Source organism: Bacteroides sp. L10-4, from assembly GCF_013373675.1.
Taxonomy (GTDB): Bacteria; Bacteroidota; Bacteroidia; order Bacteroidales; family Bacteroidaceae; genus Bacteroides; species Bacteroides muris.
The window spans coordinates 15,351-38,956 of sequence record NZ_JABXJH010000031.1; the positions used below are offsets into that span (position 1 = coordinate 15,351).

13 protein-coding genes and 1 pseudogene are annotated in these 23,606 nt (G+C 42.6%); 5 read left to right on the plus strand and 9 right to left on the minus strand.

Features of this window, described 5'->3' with window-relative positions:
- Positions 1-294 precede the first annotated feature (294 nt).
- From HU824_RS11155 to HU824_RS11195, 9 genes are all read right to left on the minus strand, one after another.
- Positions 295-2,007, minus strand: coding sequence for a M64 family metallopeptidase (locus HU824_RS11155; RefSeq protein WP_176468878.1), 1,713 nt, complete (start codon positions 2,005-2,007; stop codon positions 295-297).
- An 81-nt stretch (positions 2,008-2,088) separates the two neighbouring features.
- Entirely contained in the window at positions 2,089-2,394 is a 306-nt protein-coding gene (locus tag HU824_RS11160; protein WP_176468879.1) for a hypothetical protein, read from the minus strand.
- Positions 2,395-2,433: 39 nt separating this feature from the next.
- Positions 2,434-2,811, minus strand: a complete 378-nt coding sequence (locus HU824_RS11165) for a hypothetical protein (RefSeq protein WP_176468880.1) — start codon at positions 2,809-2,811, stop codon at positions 2,434-2,436.
- 162 nt (positions 2,812-2,973) lie between these two features.
- Positions 2,974-4,521: a RagB/SusD family nutrient uptake outer membrane protein gene (locus HU824_RS11170; protein ID WP_176468881.1), complete on the minus strand. Its 1,548-nt coding sequence runs from the start codon at positions 4,519-4,521 to the stop codon at positions 2,974-2,976.
- Positions 4,522-4,552: 31 nt separating this feature from the next.
- Positions 4,553-7,369: a SusC/RagA family TonB-linked outer membrane protein gene (locus HU824_RS11175; RefSeq protein WP_369692701.1), complete on the minus strand. Its 2,817-nt coding sequence runs from the start codon at positions 7,367-7,369 to the stop codon at positions 4,553-4,555.
- 739 nt (positions 7,370-8,108) lie between these two features.
- Positions 8,109-8,300 (minus strand): hypothetical protein, encoded by a 192-nt coding sequence (locus tag HU824_RS11180; protein ID WP_136009511.1) that lies wholly within the window; start codon positions 8,298-8,300, stop codon positions 8,109-8,111.
- Entirely contained in the window at positions 8,287-8,871 is a 585-nt protein-coding gene (locus HU824_RS11185) for a zeta toxin family protein (RefSeq protein WP_136009510.1), read from the minus strand. Before HU824_RS11185 ends, HU824_RS11180 begins: the two co-directional genes overlap by 14 nt.
- Positions 8,872-9,280: 409 nt before the next feature.
- Entirely contained in the window at positions 9,281-10,921 is a 1,641-nt protein-coding gene (locus HU824_RS11190) for a RagB/SusD family nutrient uptake outer membrane protein (RefSeq protein ID WP_176468883.1), read from the minus strand.
- 28 nt (positions 10,922-10,949) lie between these two features.
- Complete coding sequence (locus HU824_RS11195; RefSeq protein WP_255260499.1) at positions 10,950-14,153, minus strand: TonB-dependent receptor; 3,204 nt, start codon at positions 14,151-14,153, stop codon at positions 10,950-10,952.
- Between the two features lie 453 nt (positions 14,154-14,606).
- Between HU824_RS11195 and HU824_RS11200 the strand changes: the two genes are divergently transcribed.
- The 5 genes and pseudogenes from HU824_RS11200 to hflX all read left to right on the plus strand — a co-directional run bounded on the left by HU824_RS11200 (position 14,607) and on the right by hflX (position 23,544).
- Positions 14,607-15,797: a site-specific integrase gene (locus tag HU824_RS11200; RefSeq protein WP_176468884.1), complete on the plus strand. Its 1,191-nt coding sequence runs from the start codon at positions 14,607-14,609 to the stop codon at positions 15,795-15,797.
- 829 nt (positions 15,798-16,626) lie between these two features.
- A pseudogene (locus tag HU824_RS11205) lies at positions 16,627-19,638 on the plus strand (SusC/RagA family TonB-linked outer membrane protein); the annotation flags it as partial.
- A 25-nt stretch (positions 19,639-19,663) separates the two neighbouring features.
- A complete protein-coding gene (locus HU824_RS11210) occupies positions 19,664-21,292 on the plus strand; it encodes a RagB/SusD family nutrient uptake outer membrane protein (protein WP_255260501.1) in 1,629 nt (542 codons plus the stop codon).
- A gap of 31 nt (positions 21,293-21,323) precedes the next feature.
- Positions 21,324-22,100: a hypothetical protein gene (locus tag HU824_RS11215; RefSeq protein WP_176468886.1), complete on the plus strand. Its 777-nt coding sequence runs from the start codon at positions 21,324-21,326 to the stop codon at positions 22,098-22,100.
- 187 nt (positions 22,101-22,287) lie between these two features.
- Positions 22,288-23,544: a GTPase HflX gene (gene hflX, locus HU824_RS19520; protein WP_136009523.1), complete on the plus strand. Its 1,257-nt coding sequence runs from the start codon at positions 22,288-22,290 to the stop codon at positions 23,542-23,544.
- Positions 23,545-23,606: the final 62 nt, after the last annotated feature.

Sequence of the window (23,606 nt, forward strand, 5' to 3'; positions counted from 1 at the left end):
GGCTTTGGTTTGTTTAGCAACCTTACCCACAGTCATATGCCTTGTATGAAGTTTCTGTTCGTTAGGTCAGATGTTGGCCGCCAGCTTCCTTCAGATTTCACCTCACGATGAACACCCTTGCTCTTGGCTATGTAATTCCCGCTATTAGGGCTTACTAGGGACTTGCACCCGTTAGATAATGCTCATGCCGAGCGTACTAAAAAAAGCCGTATCGCGCATTCGACACGGCCCAGGAAGAGAATATACAGGTTGTAAAATCAACGTGAATCCATACCTTTTCAGTTTGGATACTTATTAAAAATGTCCCATATATCGAGGAGCAGCAAATGGTTTGTTCATAGATGGATTGATGTTTGTATTACGTGTACTGGTAGATTGTGGTAGGTGAGCCAAATCAAAAGCGACAAACATTTCGTAATCATATTTCCATTCGGAACCATGGGCTACGTGCATCACGCGCTTATAGATGGCTTCACGCGAGGGAGCATTAAAACCATGTGTGTTGCTGCGCATCATGCTCTCTAAGGTAGGACGCCATGCACCGCGCCAATATGTGCAAGCACCTTCATAGACCCCTAGTGTTTCGCCATAAAAATCTTTTCCTTGATAGCGTTTGTCATTCAGAAAGTGTTTCCACAACACTTCTTCGCGGTTGTTGGTGAAATCTACGTTCATGGCCCAGCCCAGTTGTTGCTGCATTCTTCGGTTTTTTTCTATCTCTGTAGCAGGGATAGTACCGTATTGTTCATACGAATACTCATCAAGTAGTTTGGTAAAACCATGCCCAATGCATTCATGACACAGCACCCTGCGAAACATTTCATCATCCGGTCCGTTAATGATGGGACAATAGCCGATGGCAAACTCTCCCATATTAGCAAATCCGAAGTAGGTGGTGCCGGCATATTCTTCGGTATTGAGCACAACGATGACCATTACTTCATTAAGCAGATTTGGATTAGCTTGCAACTCAGGCACAAGTGCGGCATACTCTTTTACCAATGTATGATTGCCGGTAATACCAGTGCTGCCACCTCCTTCCAGTTTACAACTGAAACGAGTACTATATGCTCCACCAAATGCATTGTTTTGTGATACGGCAGTCACCATCCACACATCAAAGTATTCGCGCAACGATTGTACGGGTTCCTCGGAAAAGAAGTTTTCCATGGCTTTTTCCATCATTTTATAGTAGTAATTGTCTTTGGTATCTATTTCGATGTCACAATCCAAGAAGCCATCACCCATGATGACGATAGGTACTCCATTGCCCTTGCTGTGCCTTTGCAAGACTTTTACTTTCTTATCCTTGGTGGTCATGTCTGTAGAGATACCTACCTCATTGGCATTTTGACAAATGGAGATGCGTGGTGATTTCAAGAGCACGTTGGACTCATTCTGCATATCTACGGCATATATTTGAATGTTAGCTTTTCGCTCCACCAGTTTATGATTAGGCAGGATGGTCAGACTGATTTTTTCATTTCGTAGAGTTTTGGTCTGGCTGTTTGGCTCTTGCGTAATCCACTCGGGTATCCCATTTTCTGCTACAAGCATAAAATGGCAATTCTGTAGGTTTGAGGCAAAATCAATGTCAATCTTGCCACCTGTTGCAGGGATTGTATATAAGGTCTGGATTACGTTCAACACCTCAGTTTGTTTCTGTGTGAATTTTATTTCCTTGGTAAGTCCGGCCGAAGTCAAAATCAATGTACCGGTGCGGTCTTCGCCGGTACGGTTATCTTCTTTAGCTAACAAGGAAAGAGTTATGTCCCCTGCTTCCCCTTTCATTGAGGAAAGTACTACCCAATTGACATCTACCTGCGCCTGCCAGGCATTGTTACAGACAAAATGGATGTCCAATTGGGCATTCGCCTGCGGTTCCATCACCAGGTTGCCCGATTGTGCATGAACATCCAAAACCGGTGTTACTTCATCGTCCGAACAACTACTGATAGAGGAAATCACTCCCATCAAAAAGATAAGTACGTAAAATCTTGTTTTCATAACGTTGATGCATTATTATGTTATAAGAAAAGGGCACCAAAATGGCACCCTCTTCTTTTAAATCAAACAGACAAGTGCTGCTTATTTGCGCAAAGTGACAGGAACAAGCGTACCATTCTTATCGGTATAGGCAACATACGCACCAAACCAACCGGCACTAACATAGAATCCTACACCAAAATTTTCAGGTGTATTTAATGTGATTATGCCTGATTCATATACACCGATAATATCAGTCTTGTAGGGAGTTACACCAGTACCTGTAAATTCACAATAGGGGAACAACACATTTCCGTATGAAGAATGAGTTCCAATAACTTGCGCTCCGGGGATTGTGATGTTATATTTCGTACCAGGTATAACTTCTTCAAGGTTGATAGTAAGCAAACCACCGAATCCAAGATCTAAGTAAGCTACATCGTTGATTCACTCTTCCATGCTGAGCATGCACTTTTCGCTGCTGACTGCGCCATCAAATGGGCTGTATCCAGAAAGCGTATAAATGCCTTCCAACGGATTGTTCTCTTTCAGTTCTACTGTGCAAGTTTTGATATTCCCTATGGTTGCACCTTCTACGCTTACAATTTCGAACGTAATGGAACGACCACTTTCGATGGCATCATTAGCTACGTTTAAATGAGCTTCAAAATTGACAGTCTCAACGCCTTCGGGCATTACCAATGTTTCGGTAGTCACAATCACGTCTTTGTTGTTCTCGAAGTTGGCGGTACTTCCACTCATTTTGGCCGTTACCCGAACAGTACCATTGTGGTCGCCTGTGAGTACAATGGGAATTTGTAACATAGAGGTACTTTCTCTTGTAGTTATGGTTGCTTCACCAAACTCAACCGTGGCGTTACCCGAGTTCATAACCTCTTCATCATCGTCGCAAGCAACAAAGGTCAACGGTAAAAGGAAAAGAACTAATAATTTAAGATATTTCATATTTACGTCTTTTTTTAATGATTAATAACCGGGATTCTGTTGGTTTCTGATTTGAGGATTCACGTCCGTTTCAGCCTTGGGAATAGGCCATACCATACGGAAGTCATCAGCTGCCTTCTCAAGGGCGGTAGTAATTTCTGAATCGGGGAACAATACCAAGTTGGCATCCTGTACATTGTTCTGGCGATTTACTCCCAATCCCCAACGCTTCAAATCGGACAGGCGGAATCCTTCACCTACCAATTCCCTGTGGCGCTCATCGCGGATTTCAGCCATCAGCAGGTCGGCACTGTTGAAAGTACGGTCTGTATAACCTTCAATACGGTTGCGCTTCAAATCGTTCAGATATTTGGCAGCTTCGGTAACGTTGCCCTGGCCGGCGTATGCTTCGGCAGCAATCAAGTACTGCTCGGCAATACGGAATGGCTTGGACTTGTTTGTGTAGTGATTATCTACGCCTACTATAGTATAGATATCGGGATTACCGGGATATTTGTCGAACATATAGATGTTACCTTGGGCACCTGTAGCTACATTCAATGTGAAAGGAGCAAAGAAAGCCGCGAAACGGATATCATTCTTCTCATACAAATCTACCAATTTACCTGTCGGGATGTAATCCGTTGTTACTTTAGCAGGATCTTCCTGATATTGTCCCCAGAAAGAGGTTCCGGTTGCACTGCCCAATTCGTCCGCACTCATGTAAATCTGCCACATCACCTCGCTGCTCATATCATTCACCCACATGCCGCGGAATGTTTCGGCCGAATTAACCAAAGCATATTTGCCGGCAGCAATCAGTGAAGTGGCAGCAGTAGCAGCGGCAGCATAATCTTTCATCTGTAATGCTACGCGTGCCTGTAAAGCAGTCACAACATCTGTGGAAATGTAATTGATAGCAGACTTGCCTTTGTCCAAGGCAAGTCCAATGTTTACTAATTCTTTGGCATTGTCCAAGTCGCTTATAATCTGTGCAAAAGTCTCTTTCATGGAAGAACGCCCCGGATAGACAGCTGAATTAGAAGTTGGAGCGTACGTCAGTTGTAACGGCATTCCTAAATCCGCATCTGCGCTGGCACTATTGTATGCCTTACAGAAGTGATTGGCTAAATTGAAATATGAAAAGGCTCTTGTAAAGTAGGCTTCACCAACGTATGCTCTAATTTTAGCCATGTCAGCATCGCTAAAACTGGTATTGCCTTCTTTAAGTTTTAGGTAGCTATCAATAAAATAGTTGCAACGTGCAATCAGTAAATAGTAATTGCTCCAGTAGTTTTGGATATTTCCATCAGAACTTTGAAAATCCCAACGGTACATATTTCCATATGAATTGGAGTATCCTACCGTAGCATTGAAGTCATCGCACTGCATTTCGGGCAATAAAATATATCCACCGGTAGTCAATCCGCGGTAACTGGAATATAGACCGATTCGCGCATTGGCAAAGTCGGTGGTACTGGTCATGTATAAAGACTCTTCTACGGCATTATATGGATATTTCTCCATGTCGCAGGAAGAGAATCCAGCGGCAAGAAGAGCTGCCGCTAATAATATATGTAATTTCTTCATATCTGTTTATCCTCTTTTTATGGTTAATGGTTTAGAAAGTCAGTTCTACACCGAATGAGAACTGTTTGGTATTCGGGTAGTTGCCTAATTGTATATTGCTGTCAATTTCAGGATCGTATCCTTTGTACTTAGTCACAGTCCACAAATTACGTCCTACGAAGAATACTTTGGCGTTTTCCATAAAACCGGTCTTCTTCATCCAGCGTTGCGGGAATGTATAGCTTACGGTTAGGTTCTTCAGACGCATGAAAGAAGCATTTTCCAGCAAGTGCGTATCAAACTGCATCGGAGAGTCTACGCAAGAGATATTGGTAATATCACCTGGTTTTTGCCACATAGTCAGCATTTCAGTTGTTTGGTTATTCTTAGCTGCAAAGGTAGGATTCTCCGTGAACCAACGTTCGTTGTTTACCATGTATTGTCCCAACATGAACGAGAAATCAGCTGCTACGGTGATACCTTTCCAACTTGCACGTGTACCAAAACCGCCTGACCATGGAGCATAGCGCTGTTTACCTGTAAATACAGCATCATCATCAGAAAAGTTTTTGGTCAGGTTACCATTTTTGTCATACCACATGTTGTAACCATCACGTGAATCTACGCCTGCCCAACGTACATAGTAATATTCACCGTAAGGCATACCTTTCTGCAACTTCAAGCCGGTATTTGCCAACACATATTCGTCCAAGCCGTTGAACAGTTCCGTAATCTCGTTCTTGTTATAGTTCACGTTAGCCGATATGCTCCAGTCTAAGCCGTTTACATTCTTTAAAATGTCCACATTGGCAGTAATATCCACCCCACGGTTCACCATACTGGCTACATTACCCCAGCCTGTACTGAATCCGGTTGTATAAGAGTAAGGAATTTCCATCAACATATCCTCGGTCTTGCGCTGATAGTATTCCACATCCAGGCTTACGCGGTCGAACAAGCGAGTGCTTAATGCCACGTTGGTGGATTTCAGAACCTCCCAAGTCAAATCCGGATTGGCCGGATTGGCGACAGCCGTACCTGAAGTTCCACCATAAAGCGGACCGGTACCAATCAAACCGAATGACATGTAGGGATCCAAGCCCAAGGAGTTACCAACCGAACCGTAGCTGACTTTCAGTTGCAAGTCGTCCAGCCAATCCACATCATTCAAGAAAGCCTCTTTCTTCAAATCCCACATGGCGCCTGCCGACCAGAAATTACCCCACTGGTTATTGAGTCCAAACAAAGAAGAACCATCGCGTCGGAAAGTGGCATCCAAGTAGTATTTTTCATCGAAGTTGTAGCTACCAGTCACAAAGTAAGAATTGAACACAGTGTTGTTCTTGCTGTGTGACGGCATCTTGGGAGTAGCACCGGCAGACATCAGCATCAGTCGTGTATCTGTCAAACCTTCTACAGACACACCAAAGCTTTCATTCTTACGGATAATAGACTCTTGTCCCAACAAAAACGAGAAGTGGTTTCTATCCCAAGCCGTGAATTTGTATTCGGCAGTGTTCGTATAAGTAAACGCATAGTAGCGTTGGAACGATTCTTTTGCAGTACCGGCATCTTTAAACGGCTCCATAGGAAGAGCCACTCCGGAAGTGCGGTAGTCAAAAGCTTCCATAGCCTGTGCAGCGCGGATGTTTAATCCCTTGATAGGGTTGATGTTCACATAAGTATTCCCATTGATACGAGCCATTGTATTGTTTCCCGGCTGGATTTCAGACAAGTAATAAGGGTTCCAATAGCCCAGTTCATCAAAGAAATTCAAACGGTCGCCAAATCCGAGGAAGTTGCCGTTATCATCTTTCAAAATCTCATAATAGGTCTGGGTAGGACGGTAAACACGTGAAGCGTATGCTTTGTTATAAACGTTGTTTCCACTACCACCAAATGCAGTAGTAGAATATTTCTGATAAGATAGGTTCAGGTTGATACCTGCTTTCAACCATTTGTTGATGTTCGATTCCAAGTTGGAACGCAAGGTTTCACGACGCAGATTGGAGTCATCCATGATACCGTCAGCATCATAGTGTCCGAAAGCAAAGTAATAGTTGACAGCATCTGTACCACCAGAAACATTCAAATCATATTGTTGTACAGGCGCAGAACCACCGAAAAATATGTCTGCCCAGTCAGTAGAAATTCCGTTGTTGATATAGAAGTTTTTCTTTTCCTGGAAAGCAGCATTGTTTTTCATAGACGGATCAAGAGCCTCTTGGAAGTTCAGCCATTGTTGAGCATTCATCATTTCCACATTGTCACCTGTCATGCGGGAGACACCATATTGTGCACTGATATTAATGGTAGCCTTACTTCCTCTCTTACCTTTCTTGGAAGTCAAGATAACAACACCATTGGCTGCACGTGAACCGTAAATAGCTGTAGAAGAAGCATCTTTCAATACAGTCATACTTTCGATGTCGTTTGGGTTAAGTGCAGTAAATGTGCCAGCAGAAATTGGTGAACCATCCAAAATGAATAACGGCTCAGAAGAACTATTAATAGAACTTACACCACGCAAACGCATGCGTACTGATTGACTTGGTTCACCACTTGGAGTGAAAACTTGCAAACCGGCAACTTGTCCTTGAAGGGCGTCAGCAACATTTGCTACGGGCTTCTTTTCAAGTTTTTCACTGCCTACCGCAGTTACTGAACCTACTACCGAACCTAGTTTCTGTCCCGAACCATATCCGGTAATCACAACCTCTTCAAGTAGCTCAGAGTCAGATTTCATGACTACTCTTACGTGAGATTTAATCGCCACCTCCTGCGTCTGCATACCAATATACGAAATTACCAGAGTTTTCGCGGAACTACAATGTGTGTATCTTGTTGGTAATAAAGGATGTACAATAATTCAAGAAAGCTTCAAAAGGAAGTGTTCCCCTTTGGGAGATACTCTATACATGTTCACTATACATGACAATCTACTTATATGATACTATCTGTAATAGTAATGTGCTGATTTATAGTAGTCTGATTCTATACTAATATGTTATAATCATAACGTTAGGATTTCTTTTTTTTAAGAATGAATGAGTATGTCAACATCTATCGTTTAGTTGTTTTTTGTCAATTATTTACTTGTATTGTTTGTTACATCCATGAAAATGTAAAGCATTATATAAAATATTATTGAAATTATAAAGGTTACATAGATACCATCTTACCCATTTATCCATTTTATGCTTAGAACACTATGCAATTGTCCTTATTTTAAATGGAGATATCCGTTTGTTTATTCCAAATACAAAAGTAATTGAAGTAAAGAATTCTGTAACTGCGAAAAACTACCATTGGGAGTATGTCAAAAATGTAAACCTCCCTTTTCGGATGGAAAAACGATTGTTCAGTCAAGGTTTAGTTCTTTAATTCCCCAAAGATTTATGTAGTAAACAATGTTTTTGTTTTGGCTTACATTTTCCTAATGGGGAAGGCTTCTTGTAAGGGAATATAGTCTATATAGAATAACGAAGACTGAGTGGATATATTTCTTATTATAATTCAGGGTAATAAAGAATGTACTCTTGTAATCCGCGCTGATTCTCGTATCGTGCAAACAATTCAGGCTTGTGTTTATTGAAGAAAGAATACTCCTATTGCTTCAGTTCTTCTCCATAAAGTCTATGTAGCATGATACGTGCCGGTACACTTTTAATCTCTCCATTGGGCAAGCCTTGTATAATGCATTCATTGCGCAATGCTTTTTCCTCAAGCATACGACGTTCGGCTAATGCCAAACCGAAATGTAACTTTTCGCTCAGTTCTTTTCTCTCATTCTCTGACATAACTTTGTATTTTATTAAATCGTTCAATATGATGTATATGCATTTCCATTCCTCGTCCGCCTTCAGCAACAATAATACGGGGTGTCTCGCTATTATCTGCCAATAGCCAATAGTCCACACGGGGCATATAAATATTGAAAAAGTTATTGATACCTGCTTGATAACGCCGAATCACAACCTCTTTGGGAATGTCGTGCCCACCATTACGTACACGTTGGGCTACACGCTGAATAGCCAAGTCGGGCGAACTCAACCAGAAATATATTAAATTGACTTTATATCCTTGCTCTTGCGCACGATGGACAAGGCGGGTGTAAGTTCTTGTGGCAAGTGTGGTTTCTATAGAAAAGTTTTGTTGATTTCTCAGCAATTCATTAATCCTTTGTAACATCAACCGTCCGGCTTCAATAGCCATACTTTCGGGATTGAAAGGAGATAATCCACGAGCTATTTCATCTGCATTAACAAACTCCTTGCATTCCAGAACATCCGGTAGCACAGTGTAAGATGCCGTAGTCTTACCAGCACCATTACAACCACTAATGATGTAGAGTTGTTTTTTAGAATCCATATTCATGCATTTATCTAATTGCAAACATACGACATTTTTATAAGATTATGGATAATTGATAGTTATTGTTTTTTAAAAGTTGATTGTTCCGCAGGTATGAGAAGTACAGGACTCTTTTGAGAACTCCACATTTCTCACATATCATCTATCCTTATTTTCTTCTTGATGAAATATCTGTTTACCAAAGTACGTTTTACGAATTGAGGTGGAGCAAAGTACTTGCCTTTCCCACTTGCGCTATATAGATAGCCCTCCCCTCTAGTGATTATTGATGAATACCAAATGGCAGGCAAATATCCTGAGAATAGTGTGGAAACGCTTTTATTGTTCTCCTCTAATAACAGAGGGAATGCTTTATAGCATCCCCTCTCTCAAAAAACACTTTATTTATAGAATAATTCCGGTAGAATTATTTTCCTCCAAGATTCAACTCATCGTTGTAATCAGTTTCATTCAGAGGTACATCCCATGTCCATTTGTTGACACCGGAGGCAGGAATGGTTTTTGCAACGGAAATGTGAGCATTACCACCTTCGGCAAAACTGTGACGGACTATGTCGCGGTTCCATCTCTTGTAGTCGCTCCATGCAAAACCTTCACCCCAGAGTTCCAATTCGCGATAGTCCATAATTTCATTCCAAAGAGCTTCGCCACTCTTGTCGCAAGTGTATTCAGGATTACGTCCGGAAGTGGCATTCAGTTCTACCAGTGAGGCACGAGCAGCAGTCTCGTCATTCAAGAAATAATTAGCCTCTGCCTCTACCAATACCATTTCCGATGAACGGATGAAAGGCAGGTAGCTGACGCCCGGAGTGTCGAATACATAAAACTTCAGTTGTCCGCCCAAATGCATGTAACCGGCCTGATAGGGAGCCTCCAGGCCACTGACCGCCATTTTCTGACAATAGGCAGCTGCATCTTCCCAAAGAGCATCTGCTTTTTCCGCATCATTTCCCATTCCAAGAATGCCGTAGCCTAAATCCATGGCTGAACCGTCATTGAAGTTATAGCCGGGAAATTTGTCTTCTGTTAGGAACAATGCTTTACGGGCATCGTTGTTAGGAATGCGGTTAATCAATTCACGACCAATAGAACCTGCACCGGTCTGTTGAGTGCTCGCATAATATCCGTTGCATGCATACTGAGTACCATAACTCCAATACCAGTTATTCTCTTGTGCACTACCAAAGCTTCCGAAAATCCATTCACTGGTCGGATTACAGAACCCTGCATGATATTCTGCATTGCTCATGAGTGGGTAGTTCTGGCGAGCCAGCTTAGCTTCAGTCAATGCTTTGGTATAATCTTGCTTGGTAAGAGCGGCACGGGCGTAGATGGCATGTGCCACATTGATGTTCGGCATCCATACTTGTGAGGCATTACGGTCCATACCGCTTTGCTCAAACAACATAATGGCTTCATCCAAATCTTTATAAATCTGTGTATATGTTTCAGCTAATGTGGCATAACCTTGTCCATCGGTAGATTCGTCCAAACGAAGTACTATCCCCTGCGAAGCGCCATTGTTGGAATCTTGCCAGCGCCAGCAATAGTAGTGTACCAGTTTTTCGAAAGCATATGCACGAAAAGTCAGTGCAGATGCCTTGACAAAATTCCTTTCCGCTTCCGTACCTTCGGCATTGTCTATATTGGCAAGAATGGTGTTAGCATTACCTGCAATGGTATAATAGTAATACCATGCGTAAGCATCGTAAATGGAGTTGGTACGCGTATGGAACTCTTGATTGAAGATAGGAGACCATCCGGATGCATAGACGTTGTAATTGTAATTTTCACTCGGGTAGCTTTCGTACTGAATCATTATGTTGTTCTCACCAGCAAATCCACCTCCAAAATAGGAGTGTTGTGTCGTCATGATTTTGGCGATACCGTTCAATGCCTTCATGGCATTGGCCGTGGTACCTACGGCATCGGTTGCTCCGGTTGAGTCAGTAGGTGCTGTATCCAGATAGTCACCGGCGCAAGAAGACACCAGCATCATACCTGCCAATAGGCTTCCTGCGAACAATTTATTGATAATCTTTTTCATTTCTAATACAAATTATATGGTTATACCTTTAGAATTTCACAGTCAGTCCGAAGTTATAAACACGGGCTGTCACATACGTATCGTCCGAACCTCCGTTGAAGGAATACTGCGGATTCAATCCTTTGCGTGAAGTCAATGTAAAAAGGTTCTCTACACCGGCAGTCAGCGAAAGGCCTTCTATACCTACACTTTTCAGCCAACGCTTGGGCAAGCTGTAGGAGAGATTCAGGTTCTTGAATACGAAGTAAGAAGAGCTTGTCAGCCAGCGGTCACTGGTGGCATTCAGGTCGGACGATTTGTAAAAGTCGGCGCGCGGAGTTCCATTCGGATCAATGCGATTGGCAGAAGTTTCTGTCATTCCCGCAGGAACTTCTTTCCAAGAATTCAGGATGTCCTTGTGGTAAGCGCTACCGGCAGCACCGGATTCGGACACCCCCATCAAGCTGGCATAACTACCATCGTATGTTTTACCGCCTAAAGAATAAGTAAACAGCATGTTCAAATCCCAGTTTTTCCAAGAAAGAGCCGAGCTGATAGAACCGTAAACCGTAGGGAGTGCACTACCGGCCCAGTCACGTTTGGCGTATGAAGTCGCGGTAGCATAATCTGTACCATTGATGGTAGTCAATGCACCGGCTTCTTGGGCAGCGGATTTCTTGTCCGGGTCCAGTGTATAGAGAGAGGTACCGGTCATTTGGTCTACACCTTCGAAATGATAAGTGTACCATTCGTAGATGGAGTGTCCTTCGGAATAGTTTTGCATACCATGCAAGATGTCCTTTCCATCGGGCAGTTTCACGATTTTATTCTTCAGGAAAGTAGCGTCTACACCGATGTTCCATTTCCAGTCATTGTTGTTGATGACATCGGCATTCAAAGAAATTTCCCAGCCACGGTTGGACACGGTACCGATATTCTTGTATTGCGTCAGGTTCATCGGGGCACTGTCGTCAACCCAAGGATAAGAACCGGCAGAAAGCGGCAGGCGTACCTCAAACAGCAGGTCTTTGGAACGTTTGTCGAAATAGCCTATTTGGAAGTTTAGACGGTTGAACAGACGCCCCTCTACGGCAACATCCACCGTCTGTGTAGTTTCCCATTTGATGTCCGGTGCTGAAAGTGATTGTTTTACCAAAGCGGCTTCACCACCGTTCTTGTCAATGGTATAAAGAGCCATGTGACCATAAAGGCTTACGCCCATATTGTTACCGACTTCACCATAGGACGCGCGCAACTTCAAGGCATCCACCCAATCTACATCTTGCAAGAAAGCTTCTTGTTTCATGTTCCAGCTGGCACCCACAGAATAGAAGTTACCCCAGCGATTGTCCTTATGGAAGCGTGAGGAACCGTCACGACGGAACGAACCTTCTACGAAATAACGGTTGTCATAATTGTACTTTACGCGTGCCAGATAAGACTCCGTCTTGTCCTCATCATCACTTCCGGAAAAATAAGAGTTGTTGAGGAAGTTGCCCATCGTGAGGTTTCCGTCTACAGCCATACCGGTGTTCATTCCGGAAGTGTACTTGCGCTCCCAACTATAGTTCTCGTGAGCCACCATAGCTTCCACGTTGTGTACCTGATTAAATTGATAGTTCCAGCTCAGAATTTCCTGCAAGGTTATAGTCTTGTATTGGTAGGCATAACTTGTCAAACGACCGCCATTCGTAGCACCGTCTCCAATTTCGGGATTGTCATATTTCTTATTGTTCGAAGTGCTGTTGTTCAGGTCACCTTTTACAGTTAATGAAAGTCCATACGGCAACGAGATGGTAGCAAAAGCTTGTCCACCCAATACGTTGCGCACACTTTCCTGCTTATTATACAACATTTCGTAAGCGATGTTGCGGTTACTCAGATAAGATGACGTGGTGTCATAGATTCTGTTACCATCGGCATCCAATTGGTATGTACCGTCGGCATTGTGCATAAACAACGGATAGACCGGAGCCATATAACGGGTAATGTAGAACGGATTGGCGTAATAGCTGCCGTTGGCATTACTGTTATAGTTACGCTTGGTCCACGAGCCGGTCAGGTTCACGCCACCCTTAAACCATTTGTTAGGCGTATAAGTAGTGTTGATACGCCCGGAGAAACGTTCGTAACCTGTGGCTTTTACATATCCTTTCTCATTCAAATAGCCTATGGAAGAATACACGTTGTATTTCTCTCCCGAAGTGGCAGCGGAAAGATTGTATTCCTGACGGTGTCCCGTGCGTTCGATGGCATTCTGCCAGTCCAAGTCGTCATAGCCAGCCAAGCGAGTGGCAATCAGTTTACCGTTATTGTCAAACAACTTATCATCAGCGGCATTGTAGATATTACGACCGATAGATTCACTAACCACGTGTCCCGTGGCGTATGCGGCAGCATCGCTTGCCGACATGCCGGCATTGCTCATCATGGCATTCTTCTTGGCCATCCAGGTAGCTTCCATCCAGCGGTCTGCATCCAGACGGTCGTACTCGGGAATACCTCTGTTATACATACCTTGATTCATTTGCAGCGTAATACTCGGTTTGTGAGTGTTTCGTCCGCTCTTGGTTGTAATGATGACAACACCGTTAGCGGCACGGTTACCGTATAATGCAGCCGAAGCAGCATCTTTCAAGATGGACATGCTTTCAATATCATTAGAGTTTAGTTCGGCCATGTTTCCATCGAAAGGGACTCCGTCCACTACATACAGAGGATCTGAAGCACCTGAAACCAATGTACCAAAACCACGGATACGGATGCTGGGGGTAGAACCGGGTTCACCATATGTATTGTTCACTTGTACACCCGGTGCGGCACCTTCAAGTGCACCGGTTACGCTGGTTGTGATGCGCTTCTCTATTTTCTTATTGTCAACCACCGAGATAGAACCGGTCAACGATTCTTTTTTAGCAGTACCGTATGCCACTACCACAACCTCATCCAAAGCTTCTGCATTGCTTCTCATTGTCACTTTCACATGTGACTTAATCGCCACCTCCTGCGTCTGCATACCAATATACGAAATTACCAGAGTTTTCGCGGAACTTGGTACGTTTGGTAATGTAAAATCACCATCTACACCGGTAATGGCACCAATTTGTGTACCTTTTACCAATACAGAGGCTCCAATAACTGGCTGCCCGTCTTCTTCAGAAATTACAACACCTGTAACCTTCTGGGTTTGGGCAGTTACTAGGCCTATTCCGACAAAAAGACAGGCCAATAACAGCATTAATTTTCTTTTCATAAATTCTCTCTTAAAGTTTAACTTTACATTAATTGTTTCTTTACTCTAACAAAGTGCAAATATATTAATAAAACTGAAACGAACTACTGTTTTATTGAAAAAACCTTGTAAATCTATCAATTTGTTAATTAAATATGTTACTTTATGCTTAATAACAGATTTTTCATACTTAAAAAACCTAAACTAGCTTATGTTTACTATCACTATGATTTCCTCTTTTAGGGTGATTTTCCCAAGGAATACACATATTTTAAAACAAAATGGTTAATAAATAAGCCGCTAAAACAGAGAATAGGCCTGATTTTGAAACAAATTGAGAGTTTGTGGAGGCTAAATACCGATTAATAGCTAAACACAAAAAGACACTTTTTAGAGATATTAATTCTTATTCTAACCTCATAGAGTACAGAATATCGTCTTATTTGTCATTGGTATTAATTTAAATCAAGTAAAATGAGCAAGATTATTTACAATTTAGTGTACAACAGAAAAAAAAGCCTGAATAAAAAAGGAATGGCATTAGTACAAGTGGAAGCTTATTTGGACAGAAAGAAAAAGTACTTCTCAACCAAAGTCTATCTAAAGCCGGAACAGTGGGACAATAAAAAGCTTGTCGTGAAGAATCATCCCAATGCAGATGCGCTGAATAGATTGATATATGAGTTTATGGCTATGATAGAAAAAAAAGAGTTGGAATTGTGGCAGCAAGGAAGGCGTATTTCACTAGAGTTACTAAAGGATGTTTTGAGCACAAGCGAGAGCAAAACCTCTTTTATTCCTTTTTTTAGGCAAGAGATAGTAAACTCTACTCTAAAAGAAAGTACAAAACGAAATCATCTCTCCACTCTTTCATTATTACAACAGTTCAAAAAGGATGTAGCCTTTTCTGATTTGACATTCGAATTCATATCCTCCTTTGAATCTTTCTTGCAAACAAGAGGTTATCATACAAATACGATAGCCAAGCACATGAAGCATCTGAAGCGACATATAAATGTCGCCATCAACAAGGATTATATGGAGATACAAAAATACGCTTTTCGAAAGTACAAGATTAAAACTATAGAAAACAAGCATACACACTTGTCTCCTGAAGAGTTGGAGAAGTTGGAGAAATTAAGCTTGGCTGGCAGATACACAAAATTGCAGAAAACTTTAGATGCATTCTTGTTTTGTTGTTATGCAGGAATGAGATATTCTGATTTTACCAGTTTATCACCTGATAACATCATGGAGATTCGTCAAGAACCCTGGCTGGTTTATAAATCCATAAAGACAAGTACAGAAGTAAGGTTGCCACTTTATCTCTTATTCGAAGGGAAAGGACTTGCTATTCTAGACAAATATCGGGATGACTTACAAAGTTTCTTTCATTTAAGGGACAACTCTAATGTGAACAAGGATTTAATTGTGATTTCCCGCCTAGCCGGTTTGTCAAAAAAGATTTCATTTCACACCGCCCGCCATACTAATGCTACTCTATTGATTTATAATGGAGTAAACATTACAACGGTGCAAAAATTATTGGGGCATAAAAGCGTTAAAACCACACAAGTGTATACAAATGTAATGGATATGACTATAGTACATGATTTAGAAAAGAACCATGCATTCACGCCTTTACCTAAAAAAACACGAACTTAGCATGGTCGATACTACACTTTCATATCATTAGTCATATACTTCTCCTTTAAAGTCTGTCCATTCACTATTCTGTTTCAGCCGGCTAGCTGCAAACTTGCTGCATACGTTTTGCAGTACTACTGCAAACTGTTTGCAGCATCACTGCATATTGCTTGCAGCCGCACTGCATATTAGTTTGCAGTACCACTGCAACAGCTTTGCAGTATCGCTGCAATAGGTTTGCAAAATCTTGCAGTAAAAAGCTACTGAGAATCAAACAGCTATAGTGTTACATAAATAGAAGATTGACATTGATGTACTATCAATATTTAAGGCTGATTAGAGGTGTGGAAGCAAATTTTGCTTCCACACTTTTGCATTGCTTCCACAGCGTTTGTAATGCCGATGAATAGAGGGATGCAAGGAGCAGGTGGAAATGTGATAAAAACTGTTATGAAGAAACAACAATTGTCTTGATTGTTTGGCTAATCACAAAGTTTTGAGTTTACTTTTCTTTGAAGCTATTGAAATATTCTTTTACATAGACTTTAGTACTTTCGCTGATAAAATGACAATGTAGAGTAAATGCTTCATTGAAAGCAACTAGGATGACAGATGTTGACAAAAGATATTCTTCATATAAGAAGAATCATTTAAAATCTTTATGCAGAGTATTAACTTCATGATATGCATTTGATAATCTGGTTGTTAATCCTACAAATAGTATCACTACAGTAAGGTTTTATGCATTGTATCCCTATACATATACCTTGTAAGAAAGAGAGTTTCGCTATAGCTATTTCTACTATATAGCATAATTGACTGATTACTAATAAAATAAAAATATTATAGTTCCGCGAAAACTTTGGTGATTTCTTATATTGGTATGCAGACCCAAGAAGTGGCAATAAAACCCAGCTTAAAAGTGGTGATGAAGTCTGATACTGAGATGCTTGATGAGGTAATGGTGGTTGCTTTCGGTACAGCAAAGAAGTCTGCATTTACGGGTTCGGCTAAGGTGGTTGGTACCGAAAAGCTGGAGCAGTCGCAAGTGACGAATGTTACTGATGCCTTGGCAGGTGCTGTGCCGGGTGTGACACTGACTTCCAATGACGGTGCTCCGGGTTCAAAGTCATCCATCAAGATTCGTGGTTTTAGCTCAATCAATGCAAAGAATGACCCTCTGATTATTGTGGACGGCGCTCCTTATAGCGGTGATATTAATAATATCAATCCTAACGACGTTGAGTCAATGACAGTATTGAAGGATGCGGCTTCCAATGCTCTTTACGGTGCTCGTGGTGCTAATGGTGTAATTATCATCACTACCAAAAGGGCCAATATGTCGGGAGAGGCTAAGGTGACTTTTGATGCTAAGTGGGGTGCTAACACTCGAGCGTTGCAGAAATATGAAGTGATTGACAATCCTGGCATGTACTACGAGATGCATTATCGTGCCATGAACAATTATTATAAGTCAACGGGAATGAATGACCAAGCTGCATGGCTTGAGGCAAACAAGAATCTGTTTGGCTCCAATGGCGGATTGGGGTACAATGTGTATACGGTTCCCGATGGACAGTTCCTCATCGGGCAGAATGGTAAGCTCAACCCCAACGCTACATTGGGTAGAGTTGTGAATTATAAAGGACGTGACTATCTGCTGACTCCGGATGATTGGGAAGATGTGGGAATGCGTACCGGTCTGCGTCAGGAATACAACTTCTCGGTGAGCGCAGCCAATGAAAAGTCCTCTTTCTATGTTTCTTTAGGTTATCTTGGAAATGAGGGTATCACTGAAGGCTCTGACCTGAAACGTTTGACTGGTCGTTTGAAAGCTGATTATCAAGCTAAGAAGTGGTTGAAGATTGGCGGCAATATGGGATATGCACGTTTTGATTCCAACTCGTTGAGTAACAATGGTACCAGTTCGTCTATCGGTAATATATGGGCGTTTGTTACCCAAATGGCTCCCATCTATCCTGCCTACGTGCGCAATGCTGACGGTAGCATCATGATGGATAATAATGGTATTGGAATGATGGACTACGGTAGCGGTATCAACGCAGGTATGCAGCGTCCTTTCATTGCTGATGCCAACCCTATTCTGGATAATAAACTTAATACCAGAAACTCTGAAGGAAATGCCATTAACGGCAACGCCTTTGTAGATATAACTCCTATAGAAGGCTTGAAGGTGACATTCAATGGCGCTTTCAACTTGGATGAGACACGCTTTTCTTACGTGTACAATCCCTACTACGGACAGTTTGACTCCACCGGAGGTACAGTGAGCAAGTATCATACACGTACTTACGATTACAACTTGCAACAACTTGTTTCTTATGCCCGTTCGTTTGGCGACAATAACTTCGACATCCTTTTGGGTCATGAATATTATGATTACCGTTATTACTTTCTGGCTGCCAGCAAGTCGCAGATGTTCTCTCAAGATAATAAAGAACTGGACGGTGCCATTATCGACGGACAAGGTGCTTCTTCCTATAAAGAGCGTCGTAACAATGAAGGTTTCTTCGGCCGTTTGCAATACAATTATGACGAACGCATCTTCGGCTCGGCTTCTTTGCGTCGTGATGCTTCCAGCCGTTTCCATCCGGACCATCGCTGGGGTACATTCTGGTCGGTAGGCGGTGCGTGGCTTATCAACAAAGAAAGCTGGTTTGATGCTTCATGGGTGCAGGAACTGAAGTTGAAGGCTTCTATTGGTTCACAAGGTAATGACAATATCGGTGATTTCCTCTATACGGATAGATTTAACATTATCAACTCTAACAACAGCCTTGGTACTTCATTTAAATCTAAGGGCACTAAAGACATCACTTGGGAAACCAACACTAACTTCAATATCGGTGCAGAGTTCCAGTTGTGGAACCGTGTGACCGGTAGCATCGAGTACTACAGACGTAAGACTTCGGATATGTTGTTCTCATTTACCGTGGCTCCCTCATTGGGTTATGCTTCCTATATGGACAACGTTGGTAACATGGTCAATAGTGGTGTGGAAATGGACTTCAATGTGAATATCTTCGATACACGTAACTTTACGTGGGATGTGAATGTGAACATTTCAACCTTGAAGAACCGTATTACGATGCTTGATCCTGATAAGTTGATTACTACTGAGTATACAGCTGATGGAAAAGGATATAAGGGCTATTCTAACGGAAGCTTCTTCATTGGTGAGGATTTGTCTATGTTTACATGGCGCTTGAAGGAGTATGCCGGAGTGAATGAAAAGGGTGAGTCTTTGTTCTATAAGAATGTCAAGGACGAGGCCGGCAATATCACCGGACGTGAAACGACTACGAATCATGCTCAGGCTGACTATTACATCACAGAGGAAAGCTCAATACCTAAGGTGTATGGTGGTTTCGGTACCAAACTGAAAGTATATGGCGTGGACTTCGGCATAAACTTCACTTACCAGATTGGTGGTAAGCAATATGATGGTACGTATGCTTACTTTATGTCGTCACCTTATGGTACGGCTGGTTACAACTACCATAAGGATTTGCTGAACTCATGGACTCCTGAGAACACAAATACTAATATCCCTCGTTTCCAGATGAACGACCAATATTCAGGGGAAATGTCTACGCGCTTCTTGACAAATGCAAGCTTCTTGAATATCCAGAATATTAATGTGGGCTACACGTTACCTTCCAAGTGGACAAGAAAGTTGGCCATCAACTCATTGCGCGTGTATATGTCGGCAGAAAATGTTTTCTATTGGTCTAAACGTAAAGGGTTCGACCCACGTCAGTCATACGACGAGACAACCAATGCTACTTTCTATTCACCGATGCGTACCATCTCCGGTGGTGTGTCATTTGAGTTCTAAACCTAATATATAGATTACAATGATTATGAAGAAGAATATATTCAAACTATTTTCGGTTATGGTCGTATCGGCCACGGTATTGACCGGCTGTATAGAAGAGGTTTTTCCCGAAGATTCTACAGCGACCTCCGATCAGATTGGTGCATCGGCAACAGCAATTGAGGCTTCGCTTAATGGCTTGCCATCGCAAATGGTACAAGGCTATCTGGTGTACGGTAAGCAAACACATGAGACCGACCTTGCTTATCCTTCATTGATGTTGGCCCAGACAGAACTGCTGGGTGATGTCGTGGCTACGGATTACGGATATGACTGGTGGTGGCGCTTCAATGCCAATAATGGTATGAACGACACCGGCTATTATTCATATTTGCCTTACTTCACCCTATATAAGTTCGTTAAATCGGCCAATGACGTGATTGCGGCCGTTGATGTGACTGATCCCACAATTACCGATGAAATGCGTGGGCTTGGAAGTATAGCCCATGCTTTCCGTGCATTGGACTATTATACGCTGATGGTACTTTTCGAACCGGTAGAAAACATCTATACCGATTGTAGCAAGGTACTGGGGCTGACGGTGCCCATCGTGACTGAGGCAACAACTAACGACATTGCGAAGAGCAATCCGCGTGCAACCCACGAAGAATTGGTGAATTTCATTCTTGCCGACCTTGACAAGGCAGAGATAGGTCTGGAGTCTTATACACCTGTCAGTAAGAATTTCCCCGACTTGGCGGTCGTATACGGTTTGAAGGCTAAAGTATATATGTGGGATGGTCAGTTTGCTAAAGCTGCCGAGTATGCCCGCAAGGCTATTGATAAATCGGGAGCAACACCTATGAGCGAATCACAGTGGCATAATCCCACTACCGGTTTCAATACGGCTACTTCTGCATGGATGTGGTACCTTCACCCCACGGCTTCCAATATGGGTAATCTTGCTAATTTCATTGGTCACATTTCCAATGAAGCGGATTGGGGATATGCTTCTTTGTCTAAGCTCCAGATGGCACGTTCACTTTATGACGCGATTCCTGCTACCGATTTCCGCAAATATTCCTACCTTGACCCGGACAGAAGTGCTTACGCTTACCAGTCAGTGAGAGGCAATGCATGGCTGGATGAACAGCCGGATTATATGTCATTGAAGTTCCGCCCCGTGGGTGGTGACTATAACACTTATTCTGTGGGTGCGGCTGCAGATATTCCCGTGATGCGTGTGGAAGAGATGTATCTCATAGAGGCTGAAGCAGTAGGTGCCAGCCAGAATGTGGCAGCAGGCGTACAGTTGTTGAATAACTTTATGAAGCAGTACCGCCAGAGCAATTACAATTTCAGTACGGGTGATTTGCGTAATTTCCAACTTGAGGTGTTGAAACAGATGCGTATCGAGTTCTGGGGTGAGGGAATCGCATTCCCCACGGCTAAACGTCTGAAACCGGATGTCATTCAGAATTATGAGGGTACCAACTTTATAGAAGATATCTTCAAGATAAACTGTAAAGGTGTGAAGCCCAACTGGACATTGATGATTCCTAAGACCGAGGTCGATTCAAATACTGCCCTTCAGGGAATGAACAATCCGGACCCGTCCGGTGCTATTGCTAAACGTCCTACTCCGATAGGGGAGTTTGCACCAGGTAACAATTAACCAATGAACTAACTTTTAATAGAATTTGTATATGAATAAGATATTCAATAAATTGTTTTTGGGCTTGACCGTATGCGGTTTGGCTATGACGGCTTGTTCAGACGGTGTGGAGTGGGAGCCTTCTCCGGTTCCTACCGAGGGTGTACAAGCTTATATTTATGCTGATAACACTGATTTGACTTATTATCCGAATGATGAACAGGTTTTTGTGGTCAAAATCGGCCGTCAGAAAACAGATGCGGCTGCATCTATTCACTTGACTACAGATGCGGAGAACGTAACAGTACCGACAACGATTGATTTTGCTGCCGGTGAAGCACTCAAAGAAGTAAAGATTGCGTTTGACATAGCTGTGGGTACTACTGCATCTTATACTATTACCATTCCTGAAGAAGATTCCTACGTTTATGGTTCACCTAAGGTGACGGTCAATATAAAGCGTGACTATACTTGGCTCAATATAGGTACAGGCTACTATGCATCTCAATTATTTGGCGAGGGTTGGGATCAACCTGTGCTGAAGGCTAAAGAGGCTAACATCTATAAGCTGGAAGATTGCATTACGAAAGGATATCCCATCATGTTTACGCTAAGCGATGACAATCAAGAACTGATAGGTTGGGATCCTCAACCTACTGGTTATGACAAGACGGATTATGGTATGCTATACTTTGCAGCAGCAGGTATGGAGCGTAAAGGAAACGTGTTGTCTTTCCCGATGCAGGGCTTAGTAGTACTTGACAGTGGTAAATGGGGAGTACTGTATCAAGGATTCACGGAAACGCTGGAGATGCCGGAAGGGTTCTGATTATCCTGGCAATTAGATAATATGTAATTAGAAATGGCATGTAAGATGAAGTTTGACTTCATCTTACATGCCATTTTTCTATTGTGTCTGTTTTTATTTTATTCCCCTTTTTAAGGCGCTTCCGCCAAAATTATTTATATTTGCTGCCCGAACCAACAATACGTATATATAATAAGGTATAGAAACTATGAAAGAATTTGTAATCTCCGAAGTGCGGGCAGAAACAGCGATATTGGTAGGTCTTGTCACGAAGACCCAGGATGAGCGTAAGACCAATGAATATCTGGACGAGCTTGCATTCTTGGCTGAGACAGCCGGGGCGGAAGTAGTGAAGCGGTTTACCCAGAAGCTGGACCAGGCACATTCCGTGACCTACGTCGGCAAGGGCAAGCTGGAAGAAATCAGAGAGTATATCCGTAATGAAGAAGAAGCCGAACGTGAAGTCGGCATGGTGATTTTTGACGATGAACTTTCTGCGAAACAGATACGTAACATTGAAGCGGAGTTGAAGATTAAGATATTGGACCGTACTTCGCTCATTCTCGATATTTTTGCCATGCGTGCACAGACTGCCAACGCGAAAACGCAGGTGGAACTGGCGCAATACAAGTATATGCTTCCTCGTCTGCAACGTTTGTGGACCCACTTGGAACGCCAGGGTGGTGGCTCCGGTGCCGGTGGAGGTAAAGGTTCCGTGGGACTTCGCGGCCCGGGTGAAACGCAGCTGGAAATGGACCGCCGTATCATCCTGAACCGTATGTCATTGTTGAAGGAGCGCTTGGCTGAGATTGACAAGCAGAAGTCTACGCAGCGTAAAAACCGCGGACGCTTGATTCGTGTGGCATTGGTGGGATATACCAATGTAGGAAAATCCACATTGATGACTTTACTTTCTAAAAGTGAAGTCTTTGCAGAAAATAAGCTATTTGCCACGTTGGACACCACGGTGCGCAAGGTTATTATTGAGAACCTGCCATTCCTGCTTTCCGATACGGTGGGCTTTATCCGTAAATTGCCGACGGATTTGGTAGATTCCTTCAAGTCTACCTTGGATGAGGTACGCGAAGCGGACTTGTTGTTGCATATCGTAGACATCTCTCATCCGGATTTTGAAGAACAGATAGAAGTTGTGAACAAGACGTTGGCAGATATCGGTGCCGCCGGTAAGCCCATGATTCTTGTATTCAATAAGATAGACGCTTATACTTATATAGAGAAAGCGGCTGACGACCTTACCCCCAGAACCAAGGAAAACTTGACACTCGAAGAACTGATGAAGACGTGGATGGCCAAGATGGAGGATGACTGCCTCTTTATTTCTGCCCGCGAAAAAATCAATATGGAGGAACTGAAGAGTGTAGTTTATCAGCGTGTGAAGGAATTGCACGTGCAGAAGTACCCCTATAATGACTTTCTTTATCAGACCTACGAAGAAGAAATTTAATTTTAGTTATGAGTTATAAGTTATGAGTTGTTTGCTGGCAGCGGTTTGAATTGGTAGTGCCG